Here is a 14,059-nt window from a genome sequence, read left to right on the forward strand (position 1 = left end):
GGTCAGGACTGCGGCGGCGTGGCCGTGTTTTCCGCACGGTCACCGCTGCGGAAGCTGACGTAGGCTTCGCCACGCAGTTCCTGCAGGTAGCGGTTGTACTCGTCTTCCAGCTTGCGGCGGCCGATGGTCTCGCGGACCTGGGCACGCTGGTTGTCGGTGGTCACGTCGGTCTGGCGGGTGGCCACGCGCTGCACGATGTGCCAACCGGCATCGGTGCGGAACGGCTGGCTGACGCCACCGTCCTGGATGCCTTCCACCTGCTGGCCGAAGGCCGGACCGAACGCGTCGGCCGGGAACCAGCCCAGATCGCCGCCCTGGCCCTTGCTGTTGTTGTCCTCGGAGGACTCCTTGGCCACGGTCTGGAAGTCGGCACCACCGGCGATGCGGGCGCGCAGGGTATCGATCTTGGCCTTGGCGGCGGCGTCGGTCTGGTGGTCGTCCACGCGCACCAGGATGTGGCGGCCGTGGTATTCGGTCACGGTGTGTTCGCCGGCCGCGGCGGTGCTGGAATCGCGTACTTCCACCAGCTTCAGCAGCTGGAAGCCGCTGGGGCCGCGGATCGGGCCGACCACTTCACCGGGCTTCATCTTTTCCATCATCTGCGCGAAGGCGGCCGGGATTTCATCCAGGCTGCGCCAGCCCAGGTCGCCGCCTTCCAGCGCGTTGGGGCTGTCCGAATAGCGTACGGCGGCGGCATTGAAGTCCAGCTCGCCCTTGTCCAGCAGAGCCTTCACGCCGTCGGCCTTCTTCTGGCCGGTGGCGATCTGGTCGGCGGTGGCGCCGTCGGGCAGGCCGACCAGGATGTGCGCCAGGTGGTACTGGTTGCCGACCGTGGCCTGCTGCTTCAGCGCGGCGTCGACCTCACCCTCGCTGACGCTGATGCGGCTCTGCGCGAAGCTCTGGCGCAGGCGCTGCACGGTGATTTCATCGCGCACCGAGGCACGGAAATCGTTGAAGTCGATACCGTCATGGGCCAGACGCTGGCGCAGGGCATCCAGATTCGAACCGTTCTGCTGGGCGATGGCATTCATCGCCTGGTTCAGTTCCTGGTCGCTGATGCGGATGCCGCTGCTCTGGGCGCGGGCCACCTGCAGCTTGACCAGCACCAGGCGCTCGAGCACCTGGCGGCTGAGCACGTCTTCCGGTGGCAGCTGGGTTTCGCGGCCGGCGTACTGCGCCTTGATGTTGGCGATCGCACGCTGGAGTTCGCTCTGCAGGATCACGTCCTCATCGACGACAGCGGCGATGCGGTCAAGCGACTGCGCCTGCTGGGCAAGCACCTGCAAGGGGGCGGACACGCTGGACACCGCCAGCAGCGAGGCGAGAAGAACGGGGAAGCGCTTGGTCATGGGATCAGATTCGGATCGTAGTCATCCCGGGTCGCCCCGGTGTTGCTGGGGGGGACGAGATAGAGGTCGTCGCGGTTGTAGCCGAGGATAGCACGGCGCAGAGTGCGGTCCGTGTCCTGGCCGAGGGAGCTCAGGCCCTTGAGCACGAACTCGAGCTGGATGGCATTGTTCATCTCACCTTCGCGGTTGCGGACATAGCGGCGGGCGACCGCACGCACGGCCAGGCAGCAGCTGTCCCACTGGACGCCGGCGATGATTTCCAGCGGCTCCTTGTCCTGCAGCGAGTAGTAGTAACGGCCGACCAGGCTCCAGCGCGCATTCAGCGGGTACAGGAACGACAGGTCGGCCTGCTCCAGCAGGGTCCGGTCATGTTTGTTGGCGTTGGCCGGGGCGCCGGAGTTGATGCGGTAGCGGTAGCTCAAGTTGACCACGCCGTCGTTGGGCATCAGGTAGCGGGCACGGACGCTGGCCAGATCCTCGCGCTTGTACTTCGGGTCCCACTGGTAGGTGGCGCCCAGCGTCCAGCGGTCGTTGATCATGTAGTTGCCGTCGGCGATCCAGGCCGACTTGCCCTTTTCCACCGGTGCGCCACCGGGGGTGACGGTCACCCGCGATTCGTCGAAGTACTGGATCTGGCCGATGGAGGCCGAGAAGCGTTCCTTGCCGGTGGTCTGGTCGATGAAGCGGGTGCCCAGGGCCAGGGTCAGCTGGTTGGCATCGTTCTGGCGATCGGCGCCGGTATAGCGCGAGTCGCGGAACAGCTGGCCCCAGCTGAAGGTGAAGTCACGGGTATCGAAGATCGGCAGGTCGTCCTGGTTGCGATAGGGCGTGCGCAGGTAGAACAGGCGCGGCTCCAATGTGTTCAGGAACGGCTTGCCGGCGATGGTGGTTTCGCGATCGAAGAACAGGCCGGCGTCGATGCTGCCGATCGGCAGGCTGCGGCTGGGCGACTTGTTGCCGCGCAGCTGTTCGGGCGTGGCCGTGTTCGGGTCGATGCCCTGGGAGGTCAACACCGTGCGGCGCACGCTGTCGGCCAGGCCCTGGTCCAGATCGTAGGCGGTGTAGCGGTAGGCCAGGGTCGGGGTGACGTACCAGGCCGCGCCACTGATCGGGAACGACACGTAGGGCTTCACATCCAGGCGCGAGCCGCCGTACATGCGCTGGGTCTGGCCGTTGCGCGTGTACTGCAGGTCCGGTCCGGCGCTGGCGTCGTACTTGAAGTTGATGTCGTCGTGGGTGAAGCGCACGGCCTCGGTGTAGATGCCGGTTTCCAGCCACGGCAGGACCGGCTTGTCCCAGTTGAAGAACAGGCGCGGCTGGCGGTTGTAAGGCAGCGCGCTCTCAGTAAGCGTGTAGTCGGTCAGCTGCCAGCGGTCGGCCATGATGCCGCCCGTCCAGTTCTTGCCGGTGCCGTACAGGCCGACCGTGCTCTGCAGGTTCGATGCGGTCACGCCGACCAGGCGGTTGGCGAAGTCCTCGACATAGCGCTCGTCACTGACCCAGGCCAGGTTGGCACGGGCCTGCCAATGGTCATCCAGGTTGTGGTAGCCACTGAACATCACCCGGCCGCGGTCGCGGTCGCGCAGCTTGTCGTTGGGAATGTAGGCGGTCAGCAGCTCGCCGCGGCCGCCGTTGTAGAGGTAGCGGAACTCGTTGTCGAGCATCAGGCCGCGCCGGCTCATGTAGCGCGGCATCAGCGTGTCGTCGTAGTTCGGCGCCAGGTTCAGGTAGATCGGCTGGGTGTAGTCGAAGCCGTTGCGCCCGGACATGCCCAGCTGCGGGAACAGCAGGCCGGTCTTGCGGCGGTCATCGATCGGGAACTTGAAGTACGGCGCCCACAGCACCGGCACCTTGCCGATGCGCAGCACGGCGTTGCGGGCCGTGCCGAAGCCTTCATCGTTGTCCACCTCGATCTGCGGCGCCGACAGCTTCCATACCGGCTGCGACGGGTCGCAGGTGGTGTAGGTGGAACGGTGCATCTGCCCGACCGCGCCCTGCAGGTCGACCGATTCGGCATCGCCGTTGCCGCGGCGCGACACCAGCTGGTACTTGATGTCGGTGATCTTGTGGGTGTCGCTTTCCTGGTTGCCCTCGGCACGCTTGGCGACCATGCGGATCGAGGAGTCCTGGTAGCGGACATTGCCGTCGGCGATGTAGTTGCCGGTCTCGGTATCGAAGCTGAGCTTGTCGGTGCCGACGAACTGGTCACCCCGGCGCAGCGCCACGTTGCCCTCGTACTGCGGCACGGTGGTGGTGCCCAGCAGCTGGTCGCCCTCGATGTCGGTGGGCTGCTGCTCGCGCGCGGCGCTGGCGGCGGCCTTGTCCTGCCCCGGGACCGGGACGGGGGCATCGGTGAACGCGGGAATCACGTCGGTCGCCGGGCACAGGCCCCAGTTGAGCGGCTTTTCATCGGCCATTGCCGGCAGGCAGATGGCGATGCTCAGAGGCAGGGGAAGCAGGCGGAGGGCTCGGCGCACGCGGTTCGGATTCGGGCGAAAACGGACGGTAGCTTGCCCCATCCCTTGCATAGGGGCAATGAAGGGCGTCGGATCCTGCCGGTTCGGGTTCATCCGGCGGCGCTGTCCCGAGGGGGTGACATCAGCGCCTGGACGTGGGCGACGCTGCACTCGGCAAGGGCCTGCAGGTCGTAGCCGCCTTCCAGCATCGACACCACCCGCCCCGCCGCGTGGCGTCGCGCCAGTGCATGCAGTTCGGCGGTGATCCAGGCGAAATCGTCGGTTTCCAGCATCAGGTCGGCCTGCGGATCGCGCAGGTGGGCGTCGAAGCCGGCCGAGATCAGCAAGAGCTGCGGACGGAAGTCGTCGATGGCCGGCAGCATCTCGTCGGCCCAGACATTGCGGAAGCGGAAGCCGCCACTGCCCGGGGGCAGCAGGATGTTCATCAGGTTGCCCGCGCCACGGTCGCGGCGCAGGCCGGAATTGGGAAACAGCCCGGCCTGGTGGGTGCTGTAGTACGAGACCCTTGCATCGTGCTGGAAGATGTCCTGGGTGCCGTTGCCGTGGTGGACGTCGAAATCGACCACCGCGATCCGCTCCAGGCCATGGCGGTCGCGGGCATAGGCGGCGGCGATGGCGATGTTGTTGAGCAGGCAGAAGCCCATCGCGGCGCTGCTGGTGGCATGGTGGCCCGGCGGTCGCACCGCGCAGAAGGCAAGCGGGTCCTCGCCCAGCATCACCGCGTCGACGGCGGCCACGCCGGCACCGGCCGCATGCACGGCGGCGCTGGCCGAGCCCGGTGAGGTCCAGGTGTCCATGTCCAGCTGGCGCAGTGGCGCGGTCTGCGGCTGCAGCACGAAGTCGAGCAGGGCACTGTCGTGGACCCGGGTCAGTTCGCCGAACTTGGCCGACGGTGCCTCGCGCCAGTCCAGCTGGCCGGGGAACGCGGCGTGCAGGGCATCCAGCACGCGCTGCAGGCGCTGCGGGCATTCCGGATGGCCGGGGCCGGGGTCATGCAGCAGGCAGGACGGATGGGTGAAGACCAGCATCGGGCCGACTCAGCGCTGGCGCTGCTGTGGCTGCCACAGCGCTTCGCCGTGGCCGTCCGCGCGCGCGAGCACCCGGGCCAGCACGAACAGCAGGTCCGACAGCCGGTTGAGGTATTGCAACGCTTCGCCGCGCACCGCCTCGTGGCGGGCCAGGGTGACCGTCTCGCGTTCGGCGCGGCGCACGATGGTGCGGGCCAGGTGGCAGCGTGCGGCCGCCTCGCCACCGGCCGGCAGGATGAACTCCTTCAGCATCGGCAGGCTGGCGTTGTAGTGGTCCAGCTGCTGTTCCAGTGCCGAGATATCGGCGGCGTGGATCGCGGCGTGGCCGGGGATGCACAGCTCGGCGCCCAGGTCGAACAACTGGTGCTGCAGATGCACCACCAGCGCGCGGACATCCTCCGGCAGCGCCGTGGCCAGCAGCAGGCCGAGCGCGGCATTGGCTTCATCGACGGTGCCGTAGGACGCCACGCGGGCGTCATCCTTGGCCACGCGCTGACCATCGCCAAGGCCGGTACTGCCGTCGTCGCCGGTGCGGGTATAGATGCGCGAGAGACGATGGCCCATGGCGTGGCTCAGTGGCGGATGTCGCGGCGGGCCTGCTGGAGCTTCAATACCTGCTCCACGGCCAGCTGCAGGGCGGCGGCCAGCGCCACGTAGATCGCGGTGGTGCGCAGGTACGGCCCGAACCACTGTGCATAGTTCTGCGCCCAACCGGCCAGGGTCGGTTCGGCCACGTTGCGGCTGGTCCAGTAGAAGCCGCCCTGCGCCAGCAGGTGGCAGACTGCCACCGACGCCACCAGCAGCAACGCACCCTTGGCCAGCACCGGCCAGCGCGCGCCCTGGTAGTTGCGGCCCAGCAGCATGCCACCGGCCCACAGCGAGAAATAAGCCGGCAGCAGCAGCCAGTAGCCCGGCGACACGCAGTAGTGCTGCCAGAAATCCAGGCCGCTGCTGCGGATCACGATCCAGTCCACCAGCACCGCGAACACCATCAGCAGCGGGAACGCCCAGCGCGTCCAACCGGCCAGGTAGAAGCCGCCGATGAAGAACACCGCCCAGGAGGCATCGGGGATCGCCGCGAAGTGGTTGACCCGGGTCGCCGCCAGCAACAGCACGAGTACGGACAGGACGAAGGCACGGTTGGCGGTGGCGGACATGGCAGCGGGCCCGGAGCGGATTCAGGTTTCATTCTAGCCCGCCGCGCCGGTTGGCGCAGGTCGGTTGGTGTTGGGTGTTCGGGCAGGGCGAGCGCGTATCATGAACGCCATGAGTGAACGACATGACGTGCTGATCGTCGGTGGTGGCCTGGTCGGTGCCAGTCTGGCCATCGCCCTGGACCGGTTGGGCCGCGACGTGGGCCTGCTCGAGGCCAGCCCGGCCGGCGAGCTGCCGGCGGTGTTCGACCAGCGCAACCTCAGTTTCGCTGCTGCCACGGTGAACGCGCTGACCGCGCTGGGCGTGATGCAGAAGCTGGCAATGGCGCCGGGTCCGATCCGCCGCATCCACGTCAGCCGTGCGGGTGATTTCGGCCGCGTGCAGCTGGAGGCTTCCGACTACGACCGGCCGTGGTTCGGCCAGGTCGTGGTGGCGCGTGACTTCGGCCAGGCGCTGGAAGCGCGGCTGCAGGAGCTGCCACGACTACGTCGTTACCGGCCGCTGCGGTTCCTGGGCCTGGGCGAGGTGGTCGACGGCTACCGCCAGGTGCGGGTGGCCGACGAGGCCGGCGAACGCGTGCTGCTGGCACGGCTGGTGGTCGGTGCTGATGGCACCAGCAGCGGCGTACGCGACGCGCTGGGCATCGACGTTGACCGCCACGACTTCCAGCAGACCCTGTTCGTGGCCCGCGTGCGCAGCCAGCGTGCGCCGGATGGCACGGCCTGGGAGCGCTTCACCGACACCGGCCCGACCGCCCTGCTGCCGCGCGGCGACCGCCACTTCGGCACCGTGCATGGCGTCGCCCGCGATCAGGCCGACGCGGTGATGGCGCTGGACGATGGCGCGTGGCTGCAACGCCTGCAGGGCGCGATCGGTTGGCGCGCCGGGCGCCTTCTTGAATCCGGTCCGCGCAGCGCCTACCCACTGATCCAGGTTCTGGCGCGCACGCTGGTCGGCGAGCGGGCCGTGCTGCTCGGCAACGCCGCGCAGACCATCCATCCGCTGGGCGCGCAGGGCTTCAACCTGGGCCTGCGCGATGCGCTGACCCTGGCCGAACTGCTGGAGGATGGACACGACGATGTCGGCAGTGATGCACTGCTGCAGGCCTATGTCGCGCGTCGTGAGGAAGACCGTCGGCAGACGGTGGCGTTCTCCGGCGGCCTGGCGCGCTTGACCAGCAACCCGGCGCCGCTGCTGCGGCCGCTGCGCAGTCTTGGCCTGGTCGCCGCGCAACGCGCTTCGGTACAGTCGATGCTGGTCGGCGGTGCGATGGGCTTCCGTGGCGAAGTGCCGCGCCTGTGCCGTGGAGAAGCGGCATGAGCCGGCGCGCGCGCCTGGACGTGGCCATCGTCGGCGGCGGTGTGGTCGGTGCGGCCTGTGCCTTGGCGCTGGCCGATGCCGGTCTCTCTGTTGCACTGGTGGAAGGCCGCGAGCCGGCCCCGTGGCAGGCTGCGCAGCCGGACCTGCGTGTGTTTGCCTTCGCTGCCGACAACGTGCAGTTGCTGAACCGCCTCGGCGTGTGGCCGGCCATCGCGCAGGCCCGCGCCTGGCCCTACCGGCGCATGCAGGTGTGGGATGCAGCCGGCGGTGAGGACCTGCTGTTCGACGCCGATCGCTTCGGCCGCCGGGAGCTGGGCTATATCGTCGAGAACGGCCTGCTGCAGGATCGCCTGTGGGCGGCGCTGCCGGCGGCCGGCGTGCAGCTGCACTGCCCGGCGCGTGTGGAAGCGCTGGAGCAGGACGAAGACGGCGTGCGCCTGCGCCTGGACGATGGTCGGCGCCTGGAAGCGGCGTTGGCGGTGGCCGCAGACGGCGCCGAATCGACCCTGCGCCAGCTGGCCGGGATCGAGGTGGAGCGGCATGACTACCACCAGCGCGGCGTGGTGGCCTATGTGGACAGCGAGCGGCCCAACCAGGCCACGGCCTGGCAGCGTTTCCTGCCGAGCGGGCCACTGGCGTTGCTGCCGGTGGCCGAGCGCCGCAGCTCGATTGTCTGGACCCTGCCCGAGGAGGAAGCCGCGCGCGTGCTGGCGCTGGACGAGGACGCCTTCAACCGCGAACTGACCCGCGCCTTCGCTGCGCGCCTGGGCGAACTGCGGCTGGCATCGCCGCGCGCAGCGTTCCCGTTGCGTCGCCAACTGGCCCGTCACTACGTCGCCGGCCGTGTGCTGGCACTGGGTGATGCGGCGCATGTGGTGCATCCGCTGGCCGGGCAGGGCGTGAACCTGGGGCTGCGCGATGTCGCCGCCCTGCAGCAGTGGCTGGCGCCGTCGGCGGAGCGTCGTGGCCAGCCGCGCCTGTCGCCGCAGCGGCTGCAGCGCTGGGCACGCGAACGACGCAGCGACAACCACCTTGCCGCTTACAGCTTCGATGCGATCAACCGCCTGTTCTCCAATGACGAGATGCACCTGACCCTGGCCCGCGGCCGCGCGCTGGGCTGCGTGGGCAAATGGCCGCCGCTGGTGCAGGCGTTCTGGAAGCGCGCCGCCGGCGTGTAACCCAAAAAGGGGACGGAGGGGATTAAGTCGTTTGTGGCACAAACGACTTAATCCCCTCCGTCCCCTTTTTTCAGTCGACCAGCCAGCCGGCCAGGTCGGCGCGGTCCAGCTTGCCGCGGTGCTTGCGGTCCAGCGCGTTGAACTCGTCGGCCAACGCCGGGTTGGCCTGTGCTTCCTCGCGGCTGATGAAGCCGTCGCCGTTCACGTCCAGATCGCTGAAGCGGATGCGGTACTGGCCCACCACGCTGCTCGGTTCCAGCGAACGCACGGTGACCGCCGCTTCGCCGGCTGGTTGCGGGATCTCGACGCTGCCGGTGACCTGGCCAGCGCCCAGCGGTTGCTGGCGGATCGCACCGCCGGTTGGGCCCAGCGGTTGGCTCTGCGCCGGGGTGTGCGGCAACTGCTGGGCCAGGGCCGGTGTGGCCACCAGCAGGACGGCCAGCAGTGCAATCGAACGACGTTGCATGGGTTCTTCCTCCTTGGTAGCGCCGGGCCAGGCCCGGCGGACACGACGGTGTCAGCGCAGCGGCGAAGCCAGCACGGTGATCTCTTCACGATCGTGGTACAGCTGCTTGGCGCGCACCACCAGCGGCTTGCCGGCCTGGTCCTGGAACAGGTCCAGGCACAGCCGGGTTTCGTCCCAACGCTTCTTCATCGGCAGCTTCAGGTTGAAGATCGCGTGCCTGCACCAGCCTTCGCGGAACCAGGTGGCCATGCGCTCGGCGACGCGGCGCGGCTGCTCGACCATGTCGCAGACCATCCAGTCCAGCGCCTGTTCGGGGTGCCAGTGGAAACCATCGGCGCGCAGGTGCTCGACCAGCCCGGTGTCCAGCACGTGCTGGCGCAGTGGGCCGTTGTCGACGCTCAGCACCTGCATATGCTGGCGGGTCAGCACCCAGGTCCAACCGCCGGGGGCGGCGCCGAGGTCGGCTGCGCGCATGCCGGGCTTCACCAGTGCTTCGCGCTCTTCCGGCGTCAGCAGGGTCAGCAGCGCTTCGTCCAGCTTCAGCGCCGAGCGCGAGGGTGCTTCGGGCAGCAGCTTCAGGCGCGGAATGCCCAGCGCCCACGGCGCACTGTCGGCCGGGTCGGCCACGCAGACGAAGGCATGGGTGCCGTCAACGAACACCACGTGCAGGCGCGGCAGGCGGGCATTCGGTTTGTCACTGAGCTTGCCGGCCTTGCGCAGCGCCGGGCGCAGCGCATTGCCGAAGGCACGGGCCAGCCCGGACAGCGGCTTGCCGGCGTCCGAGTCGGGATGCTCCACCCACAGGTCGCCGAAGCGTGGCGCATCGACCAGCACCTCCAGCATCGGGGTGATGCGGTCGGCCGGGTCCAGCTGCGGCAGTTCGGCCAGCACCACCAGCTTCTGCCGCGCGAAGATCAGCTCGCGCCAGCGCAGTCGCGGCGCCAGTGCGGCTGCCTCGTCGCACATGAAAAGCACATAGCCGTCATTACGTTGGGTGCGCGCATAGCCGGCGAAACCGGCTTCGCCTGCGCGGAACTGCAGCTCGCCGGCCAGCTCGGGCTCGAAGCCCTGCCGGCACAGGCACAGCAGACCGATGCCGGCCTCAGTAACGGGCGCCATCGCTTTCCCCATAGGCGCGCAGCACGCTGCGTGCCGCGTCTCGGTTCAGGCCCTGCACCACTTCGATGCCGCGCTTGTTGAGCTCGCCGACCCAGTCGGTGGGCAGCGGGCCTTCGTCGAACGGGGTCAACTCCTCGACATCGGCCGAGTTGGCGCCGATCAGCAGGCGGTCGATGCCGGCCCACACCGTGGCGCCGTAGCACTGGCAGCACGGCTGCGAGCTGGTGGCCAGGGTGACCGGCGACAGCACCGCGTTCAGGCGCGGGGTCTGCAGGCGCTGCTGGGCCAGCATGTAGGCCATGTTCTCGGCGTGCGCCAGCGACGTCGAATGCGGCATCACCCGGTTCACGCCGGCGGCGATGACCTTGTCCTCCGGGCCGAACACCACGGCGCCGAACGGGCCGCCACTGGCGTGCTCGACGTTCAGCCGCGACAGCTCGATCGCCAGCGCGACCTTGGCCTCATCGCCTGGATATCGACGATCCAGGTCGATCTGGTCGTGGATCCAGGCGGGAAGGGTCAGGTGGACTTGCGCGTACAGCATCGCGGGGGTGCCTCGTGTGGGATGAAAGAAAGTGCGGTTGCATCGGGAACCGGCGCGCAGTGTAGCCGCACCGGCCTGTACCGGGTGTGGGTAAAGTCACCCTGGCGAGCCGGTACGGATCACCACGTATTGCTTGCGGAACTCCAGCCCGGCCTGCGGCCACCCGGCGGCGTAGGCGCGCAGCAGGGGCAGGGCGGGGGCGAAGTCATGGCCGTTGACCCGGCAATCGGCCTCGCACTGGCCATCGGCGTCGCGCGAGGCGAACAGGCGGATGGCCAGGAACTGGCGCGCTTTGAGCAGTTCGTCGAAGGCGTCCATGCTTCGGGTGAACAGGCAGCAGGGGCAGGAGCCATGGTCGTCCTCGCTGCAGGTGGAGGCATCCACCTCCTGCGCGCGGTAATGCGCCAGTGGCCCCAGCACCACAGTGCGTTCGTGTTCCTCGCTGTCGTCGCTGGCGGGATAGGTCATGCCCATCATCGGCAGGCCCTGCGCGTCCTCTGCACCGACCGCGGTCTGCAGGGTTGCCAGGTCCACCCGCGCCCAGGCCTGGAAGCCGGCCTGCAGTGAGGCCGCCTCATCGGCACCGTTGGCGTGCTGGTATTCGAACAGGCCATCGGCGAACAGGGTGGGGTGTACCACCTCGATGACGGTCGACGTCTGCCAACCGCCGTTGTCGCGCGCGTGCGCGGCCATTGCATGCGGGGTCAGGCGCAGGCCGCTGTCCAGCAACAGTGCGCCGCCGTCGACGCGGCAGGCGATGCCGCCTTCCAGCAGGACCTGTTGCAGCAGCGGAAGAAGCGCGGTGGAGGTCGTGGTCATGTCGGGCCTGTGGGTGGATGGGGTGGGGCATCCAGGCAAGGCCCGGGTCTAGCGGTCGAGTGCGTCGCGTTCGGCGCGATAACGCCGTGCATCAGACTGCTGCTGTGGATCGTTGCCATGGTCGCGCAGCCAGCTGTCCAGCTCGCGGCGATAGTCCGCACGGAAGTCGGCATTGCCGGGGCTGAAGTGCAGCTTGCGTGCCGCCACCTCCACGCGCTCGCGCGCACTGGCCCGGGCCAGCGCGATGCCCTGCGATGATTCGTTGGTGAGGATGACGAAGTTGCGCGGGAAACCCGGCGTGTACTTCACCACGAACGGCTGGTCCTGCGCCGGGATGCGGATGGCGTTCTCCAGCGGCCACAGCGAAGCGGTGTTGGTGTGGAACACCACTTCCACATCGCGGCCCTCGGCAGTGCGCAGCACCGCTTCGTAGCGCCAGATGTACTGTTCGTTGAGCGTGGAGTTGGTTTCCTCGGCCTTGACGATCACCGCTTCACCACGTTCGCCCACCACATTGAGGAAGGCGGCGTTGAGGAAGCTGCCGAGGACGATGTTGAGCATCGCCAGCACGAACACCACGATGACGTAGCCCAGGCAACGCCGCCACCATGAGACCAGCCCGGCCAGCACCACCGCTGCAAAGAACGTCAGCAGCGGATGCTGTGAGGTGAACCAGAGCAGGGCGGACAGGGCGGTGATCATCGTCGTGGTCGTGCGGGCGCCGTGCTGGCGCCCGCGCCGGTCCTCAGGCCGACCAGGTGTCGCGCAGGGTCACGCTGCGGTTGAACACCGGCTTGGCCTCGGAGTGGTCGCGGCGGTCGGCGACGAAGTAGCCGGTCCGCTCGAACTGGAACGACTGCTCCGGGGTCGCGCTGGCCGCGGCCGGCTCGACATAGCCGGTGACGGTGCGGCGCGATTCCGGGTTGAGGTAGTCGCGGTAGGTCTTGCCTTCCGATTCGTCGTCCGGGTTCGGTACCGAGAACAGGCGGTCGTACAGGCGGATCTCGGCCGGTACGCCGTGCACGGCGCTGACCCAGTGGATGGTGCCCTTGACCTTGCGGTTGGCGCCTTCCATGCCCGGACGCGATTCCGGATCCAGCCAGCCGCGCAGTTCGGTGATGGTGCCGTCAGCGTCCTTGATCACCTCATCGCAGCGGATGATGCCGGCGCCACGCAGGCGCACTTCGCCACCGGGAATCAGGCGCTTCCAGCCCTTCGGCGGCACTTCGGCGAAGTCCTCGCGGTCGATCCACACCTCGCGTGCGAACGGCACGTCGCGGGTACCGAAGCTTTCGTCCTTCGGGTGGTTGCTGAAGGTCAGCTGCTCTTCGTGGCCTTCCGGCAGATTGGTCAGCACCAGCTTGACCGGATCGATCACCGCCATGCGGCGCGGCGCGGCGCTGTCCAGGTCTTCGCGCAGCGCGCCTTCCAGCACGCTGAAGTCGATCAGTGAATTCTGCTTGCTGATTCCCACGCGCTCGGCGAACAGGCGCATCGCCGCCGGGGTGTAGCCACGGCGACGCAGGCCCTGCAGGGTCGGCATGCGCGGGTCTTCCCAGCCGTCCACCAGCTGTTCGGTGACCAGCGCCATCAGCTTGCGCTTGCTCATCACCGTGTAGTTGATGTTCAGGCGCGAGAATTCGATCTGGCGCGGCTTGGCCGCTTCGCGCGGCAGGCCCGCATCGACCAGCGGCTGGGTCAGCGCGTCGTCATGGGCGAAATCGACGTTGTCCACGCACCAGTCGTACAGCGGGCGGTGGTCTTCGAATTCCAGCGTGCACAGCGAGTGGGTGATGCCCTCGATCGAATCGCCCAGCGCATGGGCGAAGTCGTACATCGGGTAGATCGGCCACGCGTTGCCGGTGTTCTGGTGCTCGACGTGCTTGATGCGGTACAGCGCCGGATCGCGCAGGTTGATGTTGCCGCTGGCCATATCGATCTTGGCACGCACGGTGCGCGCGCCATCGGGGAACTCACCGGCGCGCATGCGGCGGAACAGGTCGAGGTTCTCTTCGACGCTGCGGTCGCGCCACGGCGACGGACGGCCCGGCTCGGTCAGGGTGCCGCGGTAGGCGCGCACTTCCTCGGCCGACAGGTCGCACACATAGGCCTTGCCGTCGGTGATGAGCTTCTCGGCGGCCAGGTAATAGGTCTGGAAGTAGTCCGAGGCGTGGCGCAGCTCGTTCCACTCGAAGCCCAGCCAGCGCACGTCGTCCTGGATCGCGGCCACGTATTCCGGGTCTTCCTTGGCCGGGTTGGTATCGTCGAAGCGCAGGTTGCAGACGCCGCTGAACTCCCCGGCGATGCCGAAGTTCAGGCAGATCGACTTGGCATGGCCGATGTGCAGGTAGCCGTTCGGCTCCGGCGGGAAGCGGGTCTTGATCGCCTGGTGCTTTCCGCTGGCCAGGTCCTCACGCACGATCTGGCGGATGAAATCGCGCTTTTCGTGGCTGTCGGCGGGGGTCTCGGGGCTGGCGGGGGTATGCTCGGACATGAGTCGGCGAAAAAGAAAGGCAGAAAGACCAACAGTCTAGCGCGTACCGGGTAGGGCTGCCCGGTGGCACCTGGGGTTGCTGGCCAGCGGCCGGCACTACCAACCCATCT

13 protein-coding genes are annotated in these 14,059 nt (G+C 68.2%); 2 read left to right on the forward strand and 11 right to left on the reverse strand.

The window, feature by feature from the left end:
- Nucleotides 1-2 precede the first annotated feature (2 nt).
- From ABH900_RS14170 to ABH900_RS14190, 5 genes are all read right to left on the reverse strand, one after another.
- On the reverse strand, nucleotides 3-1,349 hold the full coding sequence (locus ABH900_RS14170) for a peptidylprolyl isomerase (RefSeq protein ID WP_429623627.1): 1,347 nt from the start codon (nucleotides 1,347-1,349) through the stop codon (nucleotides 3-5).
- Nucleotides 1,346-3,826, reverse strand: coding sequence for an LPS-assembly protein LptD (gene lptD, locus ABH900_RS14175; RefSeq protein ID WP_429623628.1), 2,481 nt, complete (start codon nucleotides 3,824-3,826; stop codon nucleotides 1,346-1,348). The genes ABH900_RS14170 and lptD overlap by 4 nt, the downstream gene beginning before the upstream one ends.
- An 89-nt stretch (nucleotides 3,827-3,915) precedes the next feature.
- Nucleotides 3,916-4,854, reverse strand: coding sequence for a histone deacetylase family protein (locus ABH900_RS14180; RefSeq protein WP_429623629.1), 939 nt, complete (start codon nucleotides 4,852-4,854; stop codon nucleotides 3,916-3,918).
- Between the two features lie 9 nt (nucleotides 4,855-4,863).
- Nucleotides 4,864-5,418, reverse strand: a complete 555-nt coding sequence (locus ABH900_RS14185; protein ID WP_429623631.1) for a cob(I)yrinic acid a,c-diamide adenosyltransferase — start codon at nucleotides 5,416-5,418, stop codon at nucleotides 4,864-4,866.
- 8 nt (nucleotides 5,419-5,426) lie between these two features.
- Complete coding sequence (locus ABH900_RS14190; protein ID WP_014645992.1) at nucleotides 5,427-6,011, reverse strand: hypothetical protein; 585 nt, start codon at nucleotides 6,009-6,011, stop codon at nucleotides 5,427-5,429.
- Between the two features lie 109 nt (nucleotides 6,012-6,120).
- Here ABH900_RS14190 and ubiH point away from each other — a divergent pair, with 109 nt between their 5' ends.
- Both ubiH and ABH900_RS14200 read left to right on the forward strand, forming a co-directional pair.
- On the forward strand, nucleotides 6,121-7,329 hold the full coding sequence (gene ubiH, locus ABH900_RS14195) for a 2-octaprenyl-6-methoxyphenyl hydroxylase (protein ID WP_429623633.1): 1,209 nt from the start codon (nucleotides 6,121-6,123) through the stop codon (nucleotides 7,327-7,329).
- On the forward strand, nucleotides 7,326-8,507 hold the full coding sequence (locus tag ABH900_RS14200) for a UbiH/UbiF family hydroxylase (protein WP_429623635.1): 1,182 nt from the start codon (nucleotides 7,326-7,328) through the stop codon (nucleotides 8,505-8,507). Before ubiH ends, ABH900_RS14200 begins: the two co-directional genes overlap by 4 nt.
- Nucleotides 8,508-8,577: 70 nt before the next feature.
- Here the strand turns inward: ABH900_RS14200 and ABH900_RS14205 are convergent, their stop codons facing one another.
- The 6 genes from ABH900_RS14205 to ABH900_RS14230 all read right to left on the reverse strand — a co-directional run bounded on the left by ABH900_RS14205 (nucleotide 8,578) and on the right by ABH900_RS14230 (nucleotide 13,949).
- On the reverse strand, nucleotides 8,578-8,973 hold the full coding sequence (locus tag ABH900_RS14205; RefSeq protein ID WP_429623637.1) for an EF-hand domain-containing protein: 396 nt from the start codon (nucleotides 8,971-8,973) through the stop codon (nucleotides 8,578-8,580).
- Nucleotides 8,974-9,024: 51 nt separating this feature from the next.
- Nucleotides 9,025-10,092 carry a 23S rRNA (cytidine(2498)-2'-O)-methyltransferase RlmM gene (gene rlmM, locus ABH900_RS14210; RefSeq protein ID WP_429623639.1) on the reverse strand — a complete coding sequence of 356 codons (1,068 nt, stop codon included), beginning with the start codon at nucleotides 10,090-10,092 and terminating at the stop codon, nucleotides 9,025-9,027.
- Nucleotides 10,076-10,636 carry a nucleoside deaminase gene (locus tag ABH900_RS14215; RefSeq protein WP_429623640.1) on the reverse strand — a complete coding sequence of 187 codons (561 nt, stop codon included), beginning with the start codon at nucleotides 10,634-10,636 and terminating at the stop codon, nucleotides 10,076-10,078. The genes rlmM and ABH900_RS14215 overlap by 17 nt, the downstream gene beginning before the upstream one ends.
- Before the next feature lie 96 nt (nucleotides 10,637-10,732).
- Nucleotides 10,733-11,455 (reverse strand): DUF6348 family protein, encoded by a 723-nt coding sequence (locus ABH900_RS14220; RefSeq protein WP_429623642.1) that lies wholly within the window; start codon nucleotides 11,453-11,455, stop codon nucleotides 10,733-10,735.
- 48 nt (nucleotides 11,456-11,503) lie between these two features.
- Nucleotides 11,504-12,157: a hypothetical protein gene (locus ABH900_RS14225; protein WP_429623644.1), complete on the reverse strand. Its 654-nt coding sequence runs from the start codon at nucleotides 12,155-12,157 to the stop codon at nucleotides 11,504-11,506.
- 43 nt (nucleotides 12,158-12,200) lie between these two features.
- Complete coding sequence (locus ABH900_RS14230; protein ID WP_429623646.1) at nucleotides 12,201-13,949, reverse strand: glutamine--tRNA ligase/YqeY domain fusion protein; 1,749 nt, start codon at nucleotides 13,947-13,949, stop codon at nucleotides 12,201-12,203.
- Nucleotides 13,950-14,059 lie beyond the last annotated feature (110 nt).

It is taken from the genome of Stenotrophomonas sp. AN71, from assembly GCF_050435725.1.
Taxonomy (GTDB): Bacteria; Pseudomonadota; Gammaproteobacteria; order Xanthomonadales; family Xanthomonadaceae; genus Stenotrophomonas.